This is a genomic window from Archangium gephyra (assembly GCF_042230915.1).
Taxonomy (GTDB): Bacteria; Myxococcota; Myxococcia; order Myxococcales; family Myxococcaceae; genus Archangium; species Archangium gephyra_B.
Genome location: NZ_CP102578.1, coordinates 2,163,124 through 2,177,461, shown reverse-complemented (window position 1 = coordinate 2,177,461; position 14,338 = coordinate 2,163,124). Strand labels below are relative to the sequence as shown.

Here is a 14,338-nt window from a genome sequence, read left to right as displayed (position 1 = left end):
GCGCGCCATGTCCCTGTCCGAGCTGTGCCGCGGCTGCGGCCTGTGCTGCGACGGCAACCTCTTCAGCCACGTTCCGCTCCAGCCCGCCGAGGTGGGCGCGGCCCGGCGGAACGGGCTGGACGTGGTGGCGCTCGCGGATGGCGCTCCGGCCATCCGCCAGTGCTGCACGGCCCTGAAGGGACGCGTGTGCACCGTCTACGCCGGGCGTCCGGAAGGCTGCCGCCGCTACGCCTGCCGGCTCTTCAACGCGCTGGCGGGCGGGACGGTCTCGTTCCAGGAGGCGCTCGCGGTGGTGGAGCAGGCGCACGCGCTGCTCTCCGCCGTGGAGCGGAGCCTCGGGCCCGGCACGGACCCAAGCCCCTCCTCGGTGCTGGAGCGTGCCCGCTTCGCGGCTTGGGGTGAGGACGGGGGGTTCTCGTCCGAGACGAGCGCCGCGCGGGAGCGGGCCGAGGCCTTTCTCGACCAGCACTTCCACGGCGGCCCCAGGCGCTTCGAGAGCCCGGGCTGAGGGTTCGCCACACGCGGTGGAGCGCGTCCACCGCGTGCGGGTGCTTCCGCTTACGGAGCCGCCGGGCCGGGGCTCGGGCTCGGGCTCGGAGCGGCTTCCTGCTGCGGGGCCGCGTCGGGAGCCTTTTCAGCAGGAGCCGGCTTTCCGGCACCCGCGGCACTCGCCGGCGGAGGGGACTTCTTCGCGCTGGCCGCGGCCTGCTTGACGGCCTCGCGAGCGCGCTGGGCGACCTTCGGCGTGGGCGCGAGAATCATGAACATCATGCGCCCTTCCATGCGGGGCGGCATCTCCACCACCGCCACGTCCTTCAGGTCGTTCGCCACGTCCGTCAGGATGGCCGTGCCCTGTTCCTTGTGCGTGATTTCACGGCCACGGAACTGGATGACGACCTTCGCCTTGTTGCCGTCCTCGATGAAACGGCGCGTGTTGCGGACCTTGAACTCGTAGTCGTGCTCCTCGGTCTTCGGGCGCAGCTTCACTTCCTTGAGCTGGACCACGACCTGGGCACGCTTCGACTCCGCGGCCTTCTTCTTCTCCTCGTACTTGAACTTGCCATAGTCCATCACCTTGCAGACAGGCGGCTGGGCCATGGGGCTGATCTCGACGAGGTCGAGTCCTTCATTTCGCGCCAGCGTCAGGGCGGCCTCGAGGGGCATGACGCCAAGCTGGGCGCCATCGGACCCCACGACGCGAACCTCGCGAGCGCGGATACGGCGATTCGTTCTCTGATCGCGGCTTCCGCCGCGAGGACTTCTCTGTTCGCGAATGATGTGCTCTTCCTCCGAATAAGGGTTTGCAGACCTACGCCCTGTAAAGATGGGGCAGGCCCCTACGGTACGGCATGAAGCGGGACGAGTACGGCAGGCGGCCCACCTGGCTGACAGCCCCCCAAAGCGGGAGTGCCTCGAAGCGCCCCCCCGCCCAGAGGGAGAGGGGGCGTACGAACGGGCCTTGCTTCCTGCCCATAGCCGTGGGGTCACACTAACACCCGAATGGCCTTCCTGCCCTGGAAACCCTCGACTATGGCGTGTAGACGACGGTGAGCCGGGCGTTCGTCCCGTCCTGGATGAACAGGTAGGCCGTCGTCGCCTGATCCTGGGTGAAGCGCAGCCGCAGCTGGGTCTTCCCCGTCTTGTTGATGGCCCCCAGGCCGGCGCTCCCGAAATCCGCTGAATTCGTCGTACCCAGAGTGAACCTCGGGATGCTCGCCACGGCGCTCGCGTTGGCGGCGGCGCCCCAGTCGGCCGTCTCGGTCGCGGCCGCGTTGAAGGTGCCCGTCTTCACGTCGATGACGAGCGTGTTGCCAGCGGGGCTCGCCCACGGGTCCCCCGAGCCGGACGAGTAGCCGACCGTCAGGTAGGCACGGGTGATGGTGGCGCCGTCCGGCAGGCCGGAAGTGTCGAACGAGAGGAAGGAGCGGTTGAGCTTGGCGTCCGTGCCGCGGCCGAGCGCCAGGCCCGTGAGCGTGCCGAGCGCCGGCAGGCTGCCATCCGCGTTCGCCTTGATGTAGCCATCATCGGCGGCGACGCTGGTGAAGCTCACCGTGACGGGCGTGCTCGTGCCGCTGTTGCTCACCGTGACGGAGGTGTCCGCGTCCGTGGCCGAGTTGCCCGCGGCGTCGAAGGCCTTGGCGCTGAGCGCGTGGGAGCCGTTGGCCACGCTGGTGCTGCTCCAGGCCAGCTCGAAGGGGGAGGCGCTGTCGGAGCCGGCCAGGGCACCATCCACGTAGAACTCCACCCGGGTGACGCCCACCGCGTCCGAGGCGCTCGCGGTGAGGGTGACGGTGCCGCTCACGGTGGCGCCGTTGGCTGGGGCCGTCAGGTTCACCGTGGGCGGGGTGGTGTCGCCCGTGCCGCCACCGCCCGTGAGCCCGAAGAACTTCGCCTGGTAGTACGAGGCGCAGATGTTCACGTCGGACAGGTACGAGCCCGTGGCGCCGCACACGGTGGTGCTGCCCGGGTAGCTGTACTGCGGGTCGATGGCCACCGCATGGCCCATGCCGGTGAGATCATAGGTCTCCACGAGCGTCGTGCCCGCGCTGTTGCGGTACTCCTTGTGCGGGAAGCCCGCGACCGTCTCGGTGAAGTCCGCCGCCTGGTCGATGCCGTGCACGTTGGTCCACTGCTCCATCGCCTCGGTCGCGTTGGAGTTCTTCACCGTGAAGTCGCTCGTGCCGTGCCAGATGGACACGCGGGGGCGGGCGCCCGTGTAGCCGGAGTAGGCGCCGCGCACGAGGTCTCCCCAAGCGCTGGGCGTCTTGTCGATGCCCGGGCTCATGCAGGTGAAGGCCTCGTTCATCGAGAGGGCGCACTTGTAGGGCCCGCCCGCGTTGACGGCGCCCGCGGAGAAGACGTCCGGGTAGGTGGCGAGCATGACGGGCACCATGTACCCGCCGCCCGAGAAGCCCGTGATGAACACGCGCGCCGGGTCGATGGAGTAGGTGGACTTCATGTTGTCCACCATCTGCTTGATGGAGAGCGCCTCACCCGCGCCACGCGCGATGTCACCGGGCTCGAACCAGTTGAAGCAGCTGCTGGAGTTGTTGCCGCTCTGCTGCTGCGCGTAGACGACATAGAACTTGTAGACGTTCGCCGCCGCCGTCCAGCCGGTGTTCTCCATGGCCGCGGCCGTCTGCGTACAGCCGTGCAGCACCACCACCAGCGGCGCGCTGGCCGGCACGCTCGCCGGCACGTGCCGGAACATCAGCAGGTTGCCCGGGTTGGTGCCAAAGCTGGTGACCTGCGTGAGCGCGTGCTCCACCTGCGCCACGTCGGAGGCGGCCTGCTCCTCGGGAGCGCCTTCCTCGAGGGGACCGCAGCTCGCGGCGGCGAGCAGGAGCGCCGCACAGCGCAGCCCGCGAAGTGGAGTGGACGGCGAAAGACGGGGGGAGCCTCGACCGAACATGGTGCCTCCGGGGCCGCGAGTGGGGGGTAGGCGGGCGGCCGCGGGGCGAGAACAGACTTTCACTGGCTGTCGTAGCTCAAGACGCGGCGCGTTAAAAACAGCTGAAAACTGAACCAGCTTTCAACTCGTGATGTTTTCGGCCCCGCCGGGGCCCTTGCCTACTCGAACGAGCCGTGCCGGCCGGCGCCGTCCGCGAAGCGCTTCGCGCCCGTCAGTGACTCCTTCTCGAGCACCTGGATGCCGCGCTGGAACTCCTGCAGCAGCGCCGCCTCCAGCGGGAGCCCGGCCTGCTCATACGCCGAGCGCCGGTCCGCGTTCATGCAGGCCTGCGGGAAGGCGGCGATGTCCCGGGCCAGCTGCTCCGCGGCCTCGCGTGCACCGCCCCGCGGCACCACGCGGTTGACGAGCCCCATGCCCAGCGCCTCCTGCGCGGACACGGGACGGCCCGTGAGGATGAGGTCCAACGCGCGCGACAGGCCAATCAACCGGGGCAGCCGCACCGTTCCGCCGTCGATGAGCGGCACCCCCCAGCGGCGGCAGAACACGCCCAGCACCGCGTCCTCCTCGGCCACGCGCAGGTCGCACCAGAGGGCCAGCTCCAGCCCTCCCGCCACGGCATGGCCCGAGATGGCGGCGATGACCGGCTTGCTCAGCGCCATGCGCGAGGGCCCCATCGGTCCATCCCCCTCGGGCGCCAGATGCGGCAGCCGCCCCTCGGCCACCGCCTTCAGGTCCGCGCCCGCGCAGAAGGTGCCTCCCTCGCCGAGCAGGACACCGGCCCGGGCCTCGTCATCCGCCTCGAACTCCCGGAAGGCCTGGGCGAGCGCCTCGGCGGTGGCGCCATCCACCGCATTGCGCACCTCGGGACGGTGGAGGATGACGGTGGTGACGGGCCCCTTCTTCTCGACGCGGACGCTCATGGAGACATGTGTCCCACCCTCGGACGGGCCTCGCAATCCGCTGCGTCACCCACTTGTGACCCGTGCGAGCGGGCAGGCCAGAAAGGCAACGCCTCCACTGATGGTGTAGGCTGCCGGACACTCAAGGCAGGACCCGCCCAGGGACCTGGCCACTACCCCGGGAACCCCGCATGTCCGTCGCCACGTCCACCCAAGCCCGCCCCGCCCAGTGGCAGGAAAAGCTCGGCGTTGTCCTCTTCTTCGTCCTGTGTGCCCTGCTCGCGCGCCGCGTGGTGCAAGCGGCTGGCTCCCAGACGGTGGTGATGATCGCGGTGAGCGCGGTGCTGGGCTTCGTGACGGCCGACCTCGTGTCCGGCCTGGTGCACTGGCTGTTCGACACGTGGTTCTCTCGGACCACGCCAGTGCTGGGCAAGACCTTCGTCACCCCCTTCCGCGTCCACCACGAGGACCCGCTCGACATCACCCGCCACGGCTTCGTGGCCACCAACGGCCACAACTGCCTGGTGAGCGTGCCGGTGCTGGGGCTCGCGCTGCTGCTGCCCTCGGGGCCGGAGGCGCCGCTCGCCTCGTCCGCGCTCACCTTCGTGCTGATGCTGTGCCTGGGCGTCTTCGGGACCAACCAGTTCCACAAGTGGTCGCACATGCAGAACGTCTCGCCCCTGGTGTCGTGGCTGCAGGCCCGCGGCATCATCCTCGGCCGCGAGCACCATGACGTGCACCACACCGCGCCCCATACGAGCCACTACTGCATCACCACCGGGTGGCTCAACCGGCCGCTGGAGGCCATCGGCTTCTTCAACGGCTTGGAGAAGCTCATCACCGCCGTCACCGGGCTGCCGCCCCGCGAGGAGACGATGAACCTCGCGCCCACCACCGCCGAGACCCCGGAGAGCACCCCGGCGCCCGATCTCGCGACGCCGTGAGCCGGCGCTGGGACTGGAGCTGCTCCGGTCCCAGCCCGATCAGAAGGTGTAACGCCCGGTCACCTGCGAGCCGGTGAAGCGCAACTCCACCACGCCGTGCTCGCCCTTGTTCTGCTCCCGCCAGCGCTGCGCCAGGGGCCCGAGATCGAAGCTCGCGGTCCGGTTCAGCAGCGCCTCGCACGAGTCCCCGTTCGCGTCGTGGGCCAGCACCAGCTCCGCCTGCGCCTCGCCCGCCGCGGACTTCTGGAAAGCGCCGTTCCAGAGCAGCTCGTACGTGTGCTCCTTGCAGCCGCCCCCGTGCATCACCCTCGCCACCAGCGTGTTGCCCTGGAGCTCGACGCTCTTGAGGATGATGTCATCCTTGGACGCGGGAGACGCCGTCACCTGAAGCGGCTTGGACGCCGCGGCTGCGGGTGCAGGCGGGGGCGCTTCGCTCCCCGTCGAGGACTTCGGTGCCGAGCATCCGAGCAGGGCACAGAGAACGAGACCACTCCAGCCAGGCTTTCGCATATCCCCTCCTGAAGGCTACATCCACCCGAGCTGCAGCCGCGCCACGTCCGACATGCGGCTCTGATCCCACGGTGGATCCCACACCAGCTGCACGTCCGCTTCTTTCACCCCGGGCAGGCCCGTCACCTTCTGGCGCACGTCATCCACCAGCACCGGCCCCATGCCGCACCCCGGCGCCGTCACCGTCATCTGAATCTCCACCCGGTGACCGCCCTCCGGCAGCGGCGTGGCCTTGCAGGCGTACACCAGGCCCAGCTCCACGATGTTCACCGGAATCTCCGGGTCGTACACCGTGCGCAGCTGCTCCCAGACCTGCTCCTCGTCGAACGTGCCCTCGGCGGCCGGGGACTGGGGCTCGGCGGACTTCGGGTTCTGCGCGAGATAGTCGGCGCCCAGCACCTCGGCGTCCTTCTCGTCGATGCGCATGAGCTGCCCGTAGTCGCCCTGCACGGTCACGTTACCGCCGAGCGTCTGCAGCACCCGCACCTCGGTGCCCGCGGGCACCGTCACCCGCTCACCGCTGGGAATCATCGTCACTTCGCAGTCGCGCGCGAGTGGTGTCAGCAAACCTCTCATCCGAGCTTCCTCCCTACTCCGTCGAGACCGAGGACTCCTTGCCCTCGAGCGCCGCGCGCAGCGCATGCCACGCGAGGCTCGCGCACTTCACCCGGGACGGGAACTCATTCACCCCGGACAGCACCGCCAGCTTGCCCAGGGCCTCCATGTCCAGGCCCTCGGGACCCTCCATCACCAGCTTGTGCACCAGCTCGAAGAGCCGCTCCGCGTCCGCCCGAGACAGCTCCTTCACCGCCCCCGTCATCAGCGACGCCGAGGCCCGCGAGATGGCGCACCCCTGCCCCACGAAGCCCACGTCCTTGATGACGTCGCCGTCCATCCGCAGCGTCACCGTGAGCTGATCCCCACACAGCGGGTTGTAGCCGTCCGCCCGCCGGTTGGCGCCCTCCACCTCGCGGAAGTTGCGCGGGCGCTTGCCGTGCTCCAGCACCACCTCTTGATACAGATCCTGCAGGTCCGAGCTCATGCGAACATCTCCCGTACCTTGTGAAGTCCCCGCACCAGCGCGTCGATGTCCTCGCGCGTGTTGTACATGGCCAGCGACGCCCGCACCGTGGCCGCCACCCCGAAGCACGACAGCAGCGGCTGCGCGCAGTGGTGCCCCGCCCGGATGGCCACGCCCTCACGGTCCAGGATGGTGCCCACGTCGTGCGCGTGCACGTCCTCCATCAGGAAGGACAGGACTCCGGAGCGCTCCCGCGCCCGGCTGAACAGCTTCAGCCCCGGCACGCCCTCCAGCGCGCGCGTCCCGTACTCCAGCAGCCCCTGGTCATGCGCCGAGATGGCGTCCATCCCCACCGCGTCGAGGTAGTCCATCGCCGCCGCCAGCCCCACCGCGCCCGAGATGTCCGGCGTGCCCGCCTCGAAGCGGTACGGCAGCCGGTTGTAGACCGTCTTCTCCATCGTCACGGTGAGGATCATGTCCCCACCGCCCTGCCAGGGCGGCATCGACTCCAGCACCGAGGCCTTGCCGTAGAGCACGCCAATGCCCGTGGGCCCGAACATCTTGTGTCCGGAGAAGGCGTAGAAGTCGCAGTCCAGGTCCTGCACGTCCACCCGGAAGTGGGCCAGCGCCTGCGCCCCATCCACCAGCACCGGCACGCCCTTCGCGTGGGCCCGCTTGATGATGTCGCGCACCGGGTTCACCGTGCCCAGCGCGTTGGACACGTGCGTCACCGCGAGCAACCGCGTGCGCTCCGTCAGGTTCGCCTCCAGCTGCTCCAGCCGCAGGTCCCCCCGCTCGTCCACCGGGAGCATCTTCAGCGTGGCGCCCACCTGCTGGCAGAGCATCTGCCAGGGGACGATGTTGGAGTGGTGCTCCATGGCGGTGATGAGCACCTCGTCACCGGGGCCCACCTTGCTGCGCCCGTACGACTGCGCCACCAGGTTGATGGCCTCGGTGCAGCCGCGCACGAAGATGATCTCCTTCGTGTCGCGCGCGTTGATGAAGCGGCGCACCCGCTCGCGAGCGCCCTCGTAGGCCTTCGTGGAGCGCTCGGAGAGGGCGTGCACGCCGCGGTGCACGTTGGCGTTGTCCTGCGTGTAGTAGCGCACCAGCGCGTCGATGACGGCCTGTGGCTTCTGCGTCGTCGCCGCGCTGTCCAGGTACACCAGCGGCCGGCCCCGCACCTCCTGGTGGAGGATGGGGAAGTCCGCGCGGACGCGCGCCACGTCGAAAGGTGCCCCGCTCATGCCCGTCCCTCCTTCGCTCCCGGGAGCTTGCGTGCCAGCAGCTCCTCCACCTGATCCCTCAGCGAGGCCAGCGGAACGGCGCCCACCACCTCCTTGGCGAAGGCGTGCGTCAGCAGCGACTCGGCCTCCGCGCGGGAGATGCCCCGCGAGCGCAGGTAGAAGAGCGCCTGCTCGTCCAGCCGGCCCACCGTCGCGCCGTGCGCGCACTTCACGTCATCCGCGAGGATTTCCAGCTGCGGCCGGGCGTCCGCCATCGCCGCCTCCGAGAGCAGGAGGTTGCGGTTGGACTGGCGCGAGTCCGTCTGCTGCGCGTCCGGGCGCACCAGCACCTTGCCGTGGAAGGTGCCACGCGCCTTGTCGTCCAGCACCCCCTTGTACAGCTCGCGGCTGGTGCAGCGCGGGTGCGCGTGGTCCAGGTTCGTCCAGTTGTCCAGGTGCTGCGTGCCGTGGCCCACGTACAGCCCCTGCAGGGTGCACTCGCCGCCCTCGGCGCCGAAGACGGAGTGCACCTCGTTGCGCGCGAGTGCCCCACCCAGCGCCAGCAGGTGCGAGGCGAAGCGGCTGTCGCGCCCCAGCTCCACGTGCAGGCCGCCGATGTGGAAGGCCGCCTCCGACTCGGCCTGCAGCTTGAGGTGCGTGAGCCGTGCCCCGTCCCCCAGCTCCACCTCCGTCACCGCGTTGGTGAAGGAGACGCCCGGCGCCGCGCCCACGTAGCTCTCCACCAGCGTCAGCTCGCTGTTGGCCCCGGCCTGCACCACCACCCGGGGGCTGGCCAGCGCCACGTGCTTGTCACCCCGCGCGAGGAAGAGCAGCTGCACGGGCTCCGGGCACACCGTCCCCGGCGCCACCCGCACCACCGCGCCCTCCTCCAGCAGCGCCGCGTTGAGCGCGGTGAAGGCACTGGCCTCCGTGCGCGCCCGGCGGCCCACCAGCGCCTCCAGCGGCTCGCCGTCCTGCAACGCCTCGCGCAGGCTGCGCACCGTGAGGCCCGCGGGCATCCCCTCCAGCCGCGACAGCTCCCGGACGTACCAGCCGTCCACGAACACCAACCGCGGCCCCGGGCCCGGCAGCGCCAGCCGCGCCACCGCCGCCTCCACCCCCACCTCGTGCACCGTGCGCACGGGGGTGAAGGCATGGCCGGAGATGGGCGCCACGTTCGTGTACTTCCAGTCCTCGAGCTTCGACGTGGGGAAGCCCTGGCGCGCCAGCTGCGCGATGCCCTCCTGCCGGAAGGCCCGCAGCCACGCCGGGGCGCCCGCGGCCCGCTCCGCCTGGAAGCGCTCGGCCAGGTCGAGGTAGTGCTGGAGCCCCGCTTCCGTCACGGCCTCGCCTCCTTGCCGCCCGCGCCCGGGCCCTGGCCCAGCCACGCGTAGCCCTTCTTCTCCAGCTCCAGCGCCAGCTCCCGCCCGCCCGTGCGGACGATTCTCCCGCCCGCCAGCACCGACACCTTGTCCGGCACCACGTACTCCAGCAGCCGCTGGTAGTGGGTAATCACGAGCATGCTCCGCTCCGCCGAGCGCAGCGCGTTGATGCCTCCGGAGACAATCCGCAGCGCGTCGATGTCCAGCCCCGAGTCCGTCTCGTCGAGGATGGCCAGCTTCGGCTCCAGCACCGCCATCTGGAAGATCTCGTTGCGCTTCTTCTCGCCGCCAGAGAAGCCCTCGTTCACCGAGCGCTGCATGAAGGCCTGGTCCAGCTGCACCAGCTTGGACTTCTCCCGGGCCAGCTGGAGGAAGTCCATGGCGTCCAGCTCCTCCAGGCCCTGCGTGCGCCGCCGCGCGTTGAGCGCCGTGCGCAGGAAGTGCAGGTTGCCCACGCCCGGAATCTCCACCGGGTACTGGAAGGCCATGAAGACGCCCGCGTGCGCCCGGTCCTCCGGCTGCATGGACAGCAGGTCCTTCCCGTCGAAGAGCACCTCGCCCTTCGTCACCTCGTACGTCTCGCGGCCGGAGAGCACCTGCGACAGCGTGCTCTTGCCCGAGCCGTTGGGGCCCATGATGGCGTGCACCTCGCCGGGCATGAGCTCCAGGTCGATTCCCTTGAGGACTTCGCGGCCCGCCACGCGCACGTGCAGGTCCTTGATGCTGAGCAGCGCCTTCATCCCACGCTCCCTTCCAGGCTCACGCTGAGCAGCTTCTGCGCCTCGACGGCGAACTCCATCGGCAGCTCCTTGAAGACCTGCCGGCAGAAGCCATTGACGATCATCGATACGGCGTCTTCCTTCGAAATGCCCCGCTGCTGGCAGTAGAAGAGCTGGTCCTCGCCAATCTTCGACGTGGACGCCTCGTGCTCCACCTGCGCCGAGGAGTTCTTCACCTCGATGTACGGCAGCGTGTGGGCCCCGCACTTGCTGCCCAGCAGCAGCGAGTCGCACTGGGTGTAGTTGCGCGCGCCCTCGGCGCTCTTGAGCACCTTCACCAGGCCCCGGTAGGTGTTCTGCCCCCGGCCCGCGGAAATCCCCTTGGAGACGATGGTGCTCCTCGAGTTGCGGCCCAGGTGGATCATCTTCGTCCCCGTGTCCGCCTGCTGCCGGTGGTTGGCCAGCGCCACCGAGTAGAACTCGCCCACCGAGTCATCCCCCTTGAGGATGACGCTGGGGTACTTCCACGTGACGGCCGAGCCCGTCTCCACCTGCGTCCACGAAATCTTGGAGCGGTGGTGGGCGATGCCGCGCTTGGTGACGAAGTTGTAGATGCCGCCGCGGCCCTCCTCGTCACCCGGGTACCAGTTCTGCACGGTGGAGTACTTGATGGTGGCCCCGTCCAGCGCCACCAGTTCCACCACGGCGGCGTGGAGCTGGTTGGTGTCGCGCATGGGCGCGGTGCAGCCCTCGAGGTAGCTCACGGAGGCGCCCTCGTCCGCGACGATGAGGGTGCGCTCGAACTGGCCAGTGTTCTCCGCGTTGATGCGGAAGTAGGTGGACAGTTCCATGGGGCAGCGCACGCCCTTGGGCACGTAGACGAACGAGCCGTCGCTGAACACCGCCGAGTTGAGCGCCGCGAAGAAGTTGTCCGAGTGCGGCACCACCGTGCCCAGGTACTTCTTCACCAGCTCCGGGTGCTCGCGCACCGCCTCGGAGAAGGAGCAGAAGATGACGCCGGCCTTGGCCAGCTTGTCCTTGAAGGTGGTGGCCACCGACACCGAGTCGAACACGGCGTCCACCGCCACGTTCTGCATCAGCTTCTGCTCGTGCAGCGGGATGCCGAGCTTCTCGTACGTCTTGAGGATCTCCGGGTCCACCTGGTCCAGGCTGTCCAGCTTCGGCTTCTTCTTGGGCGCCGAGTAGTAGATGATGTCCTGGTAGTTGATGGGCGAGTACTCCGCCTTCTGCCAGCGCGGCTCCTTCATGGTGAGCCAGTGCCGGTAGGCGCGCAGCCGCCACTCGAGCATGAAGTCCGGCTCGCCCTTCTTGGCGGAGATGAGGCGGATGACGTCCTCGTTGAGCCCGGGGGGAATCGCCTCGGACTCCACGTCGGTGACGAAGCCGGCCTCGTACTGGCGCTTGGTGAGCTCCTGGATGGTCTGCGTGCTCATGAGTGGGCTCCTTCAGCCGTGGCGGGCTTGGGATTCGGGTTCTGGGCGGGAGCGGCCGGGTGGGCGGGCACTCCGAGACCCACCAGCCGGGGCACCGGCGCGCACAGGTCCGCCAGCGTCAGCCGCCCGAGCGCGTCCTGGATGGTACGGTTGATGACGCGCCAATGGCCGCGCACCCGGCACACCGTCTCCAGCTCGCAGGTGCCCGCGGGCGGATGAGCGCCCTGCGCGCCACACTCGGTGAGGGACACGGGGCCCTCGAGCGCGGTGATGATCTCCGTGAGGGGAATGTGCTCGGCGGGGCGGGACAGCCCGTAGCCGCCGCTCGCGCCGCGGTGGGACACCAGCAGGCCAGCGCCCTGCAGCCCCTTGAGCACCTTGCTCACCGAGGGTAGGGGCACACCGGTACCGGCCGCCAACTCCCTCGCCGTGCGCGTCTCGTTCCCGGCGCGCGCCAGCTCGGTCAGCAGCACGATGCCGTAGTCGGTCATCTTGCTCATCCGGAGCATTCGGAGTCTCTCCAGCCATCCGGCGCCCCCGGCTTCGAGGGCACCTCTGCGTGGTGGCTCTTTAAACAGGACTAAGTTGGTCCGCATTAAAAATCGTGCCGTCAGCGCCCGGCGTCCTGGCTACCCGACGACTGGGAGTGAAGGCGTGTGAGCGGCCGGCCGCTCTCCCACGGAGCTGGGGCTACTCGGGCACAGGCCCTCGGTTCGGCCACGGGAGGAAGCCACGAGGAAGCGCAACCGTCGCATACCTCCCGAGGGGTACAGACATGACGTCCGCCTCGACACATTGTGCGCGCCGACCGCGGGCCCTGGCCCGTGCGTCCCGGGACGGGCCTTCAAGAGGGGGAGGGGCCCGTCCCGGCGTTGTGCCCACCTACAAGCACGCTCCCCTCTTCATCGAGAAGACATGAACAGGTTTTTCGCAGGGGCCGTCCTCGCGCTGTCCGTCCTGGTTGGCTGCGGCGGGGATGACGACTCTCCAGGAAATGGAAACACGGGGGGAGGCACCCAGCAGACGTGCAGCGCCTCGAACTGCACGGGCTGCTGCTTCAACAATGTCTGCCAGACGGGCAACACCGCCTCCGCCTGTGGCAAGGCGGGAGCCGCATGCATGGCCTGTGGCTCCAGCCAGGTGTGCAAGACGGACCAGACGTGCGGCGTGGACCCCAACAGCGTCTGGCGCGTGCAGCCCGTCTCGGCCCGCATCGCTTCCAGCGACAATGGCACCTACTGGGATGGGGATGGCTCCGCGCCGGACGTCGTCGTCGTGATGCAGTGCCCGGGCTCGACGACCTCCACCGAGACGCCCGAGGTGGAGAGCTACACTCCGGCGTGGACCACCGGCGGCTGCACCGCGAAAGCGAGCCAGTTGCTGGCGGAGCCGTGGGTGTTCCAGCTCTGGGATGTCGACGTGAGCAGCAATGACACCATCACCGGCACCCTGGCGCTCCGGATCACCGAGGAGTTCCTCACCGGGGGCACGGTCACCGTCAATGCCTCGGGCGGAATGACGTCCATGACCGTCCAGTTGCAGAAGCAGCCCTGACGGCGGCGGCTTGCGCATCGGCATGAGCGGAAGCGCATCACCCTCCGCTCACTGCCGTTCCTGCTGCGAGACGAGGGCCGCCTGGTAGAGCAGTTGCGACCGGGTCTGCACGCCCAGCTTCCGGCGGATGTTCTTCAAGTGCGTGTCCATCGTGTTCTCCTCGATCTCCAGGCGCGCGGCGATGGACTCGTAGAACCAGTTCCGCAGCACGTAGCCGACGATCTCCACCTCGCGCCGGGTGAGCAGTAGACGCCAGGCCTCGGGCATGGGGATGGGATACAGGCGCTCCTCGAGCACCAGCGTCCACAACCGCTGGCCGTCCTGCCCGGGCATGCGGATGAACGTCACCCTCAAGCTCCGGTCCTCGCGGGCACGCTCCCAGCTGTCCGCCCCAGCCCCGCCGTCTTCCTCCAGGCGCCCGAGCCAGGCCAACCGCTCCATCCACTCCGCCGGGAGACCCGAGGAGCCGAGCTCGGACGGGGAGAACCACGCCTCCAGCCACGCGGTGACCCGATCCGTGCGCAGCACCTCCGCGAGAGCCGGAGTGAGCACGAGGCACTCCACGCCCCGCTGGTGGAGGAGCGCCTTCGGAAACGGGCGGTCCCTCACCAGGCCTCCGAGCATCCGGCAGTTGCGCACCGTCCGCGCCAGGAAGGGAGTCAACCCCTGCAGCAGCGCCCGTTCCCGCTCGGAGAAGGGCCGGAGTTCCTCGCGATAGAGGGTCAACCCCCCGTGCCAGCCCTGCCGCATGTCCAGCCGCACCGACATGACGTGCTCCACCGGGGTGTGCAGCTCACGGCAGAGCCAGTAGGGCCGGCTGCGCCTCAACACCTCGCGAGGCACCATCTCCGAGTCCCGGAACACCACGTTGGGCAGGTGTGCCACCGTGCCGCGCACGAAGTCCTCTCCCGCCATCTCGCGGTAGCGGGCCAGGAACGCGGTCAGCCTGTCCGTCCCCACCCATTCATACTCGGAGGGACGGCCCCACCTGGACACGCACCACGCCGCGTGCTCCGCCGGGAACAATTGGAACAGCGCGCCCTGCATCTGGGACAGCACCACCGGAAGTTCGTGGGAGCTGGCCAGTGCCTCCTTCAGCTCGAAGGTGAGCGCCCGCTCACGCGAGTCGAGGTTCACGGATGTTCCTCCTCGGAGTCCATTCAAAGGGTGTGTCCGATGATGGACTTCGAGGAGCCCTCGGTCCCTCCCCCCCAGGT

15 protein-coding genes are annotated in these 14,338 nt (G+C 69.2%); 3 read left to right on the top strand and 12 right to left on the bottom strand.

All coding sequences use genetic code 11. From position 1 onward, the window contains the following. Nucleotides 1-7 precede the first annotated feature (7 nt). Nucleotides 8-508 (top strand): YkgJ family cysteine cluster protein, encoded by a 501-nt coding sequence (locus NR798_RS08665; RefSeq protein WP_375770964.1) that lies wholly within the window; start codon nt 8-10, stop codon nt 506-508. A 50-nt stretch (nt 509-558) separates the two neighbouring features. Here the strand turns inward: NR798_RS08665 and infC are convergent, their stop codons facing one another. From infC to NR798_RS08650, 3 genes are all read right to left on the bottom strand, one after another. Further along, nucleotides 559-1,278 carry a translation initiation factor IF-3 gene (infC, locus tag NR798_RS08660; protein ID WP_375773738.1) on the bottom strand — a complete coding sequence of 240 codons (720 nt, stop codon included), beginning with the start codon at nt 1,276-1,278 and terminating at the stop codon, nt 559-561. A gap of 250 nt (nt 1,279-1,528) precedes the next feature. Then, nucleotides 1,529-3,412, bottom strand: a complete 1,884-nt coding sequence (locus NR798_RS08655; RefSeq protein ID WP_375770963.1) for a PHB depolymerase family esterase — start codon at nt 3,410-3,412, stop codon at nt 1,529-1,531. Nucleotides 3,413-3,570: 158 nt separating this feature from the next. Beyond that, complete coding sequence (locus NR798_RS08650; protein ID WP_375770962.1) at nt 3,571-4,332, bottom strand: crotonase/enoyl-CoA hydratase family protein; 762 nt, start codon at nt 4,330-4,332, stop codon at nt 3,571-3,573. Between the two features lie 170 nt (nt 4,333-4,502). Here NR798_RS08650 and NR798_RS08645 point away from each other — a divergent pair, with 170 nt between their 5' ends. After that, nucleotides 4,503-5,255, top strand: coding sequence for a fatty acid desaturase family protein (locus tag NR798_RS08645; protein WP_375770961.1), 753 nt, complete (start codon nt 4,503-4,505; stop codon nt 5,253-5,255). A 39-nt stretch (nt 5,256-5,294) separates the two neighbouring features. Here NR798_RS08645 and NR798_RS08640 read toward each other — a convergent pair whose 3' ends face one another. The 8 genes from NR798_RS08640 to NR798_RS08605 are packed head-to-tail and all read right to left on the bottom strand — an operon-like array spanning nt 5,295 to nt 12,076. Continuing rightward, complete coding sequence (locus tag NR798_RS08640) at nt 5,295-5,765, bottom strand: hypothetical protein (protein ID WP_375770960.1); 471 nt, start codon at nt 5,763-5,765, stop codon at nt 5,295-5,297. 15 nt (nt 5,766-5,780) lie between these two features. After that, nucleotides 5,781-6,341 carry a putative Fe-S cluster assembly protein SufT gene (gene sufT / locus NR798_RS08635; RefSeq protein WP_375770959.1) on the bottom strand — a complete coding sequence of 187 codons (561 nt, stop codon included), beginning with the start codon at nt 6,339-6,341 and terminating at the stop codon, nt 5,781-5,783. 13 nt (nt 6,342-6,354) lie between these two features. Continuing rightward, nucleotides 6,355-6,807 carry a Fe-S cluster assembly sulfur transfer protein SufU gene (gene sufU / locus NR798_RS08630; protein ID WP_047855519.1) on the bottom strand — a complete coding sequence of 151 codons (453 nt, stop codon included), beginning with the start codon at nt 6,805-6,807 and terminating at the stop codon, nt 6,355-6,357. Beyond that, complete coding sequence (locus tag NR798_RS08625) at nt 6,804-8,033, bottom strand: SufS family cysteine desulfurase (protein ID WP_375770958.1); 1,230 nt, start codon at nt 8,031-8,033, stop codon at nt 6,804-6,806. The genes sufU and NR798_RS08625 overlap by 4 nt, the downstream gene beginning before the upstream one ends. Then, nucleotides 8,030-9,355, bottom strand: coding sequence for a Fe-S cluster assembly protein SufD (gene sufD / locus NR798_RS08620; protein WP_375770957.1), 1,326 nt, complete (start codon nt 9,353-9,355; stop codon nt 8,030-8,032). Before sufD ends, NR798_RS08625 begins: the two co-directional genes overlap by 4 nt. After that, entirely contained in the window at nt 9,352-10,134 is a 783-nt protein-coding gene (sufC, locus tag NR798_RS08615; RefSeq protein ID WP_375770956.1) for a Fe-S cluster assembly ATPase SufC, read from the bottom strand. Before sufC ends, sufD begins: the two co-directional genes overlap by 4 nt. Further along, a complete protein-coding gene (sufB, locus tag NR798_RS08610; RefSeq protein WP_375770955.1) occupies nt 10,131-11,567 on the bottom strand; it encodes a Fe-S cluster assembly protein SufB in 1,437 nt (478 codons plus the stop codon). Before sufB ends, sufC begins: the two co-directional genes overlap by 4 nt. Next, nucleotides 11,564-12,076, bottom strand: coding sequence for an SUF system Fe-S cluster assembly regulator (locus NR798_RS08605; protein ID WP_375770954.1), 513 nt, complete (start codon nt 12,074-12,076; stop codon nt 11,564-11,566). Before NR798_RS08605 ends, sufB begins: the two co-directional genes overlap by 4 nt. A gap of 406 nt (nt 12,077-12,482) precedes the next feature. On the opposite strand from NR798_RS08605, the gene NR798_RS08600 reads away from it, so the two are divergent. Beyond that, complete coding sequence (locus tag NR798_RS08600; RefSeq protein ID WP_375770953.1) at nt 12,483-13,121, top strand: hypothetical protein; 639 nt, start codon at nt 12,483-12,485, stop codon at nt 13,119-13,121. 48 nt (nt 13,122-13,169) lie between these two features. Here the strand turns inward: NR798_RS08600 and NR798_RS08595 are convergent, their stop codons facing one another. Beyond that, nucleotides 13,170-14,258 carry a response regulator transcription factor gene (locus tag NR798_RS08595; RefSeq protein WP_375770952.1) on the bottom strand — a complete coding sequence of 363 codons (1,089 nt, stop codon included), beginning with the start codon at nt 14,256-14,258 and terminating at the stop codon, nt 13,170-13,172. Nucleotides 14,259-14,338: the final 80 nt, after the last annotated feature.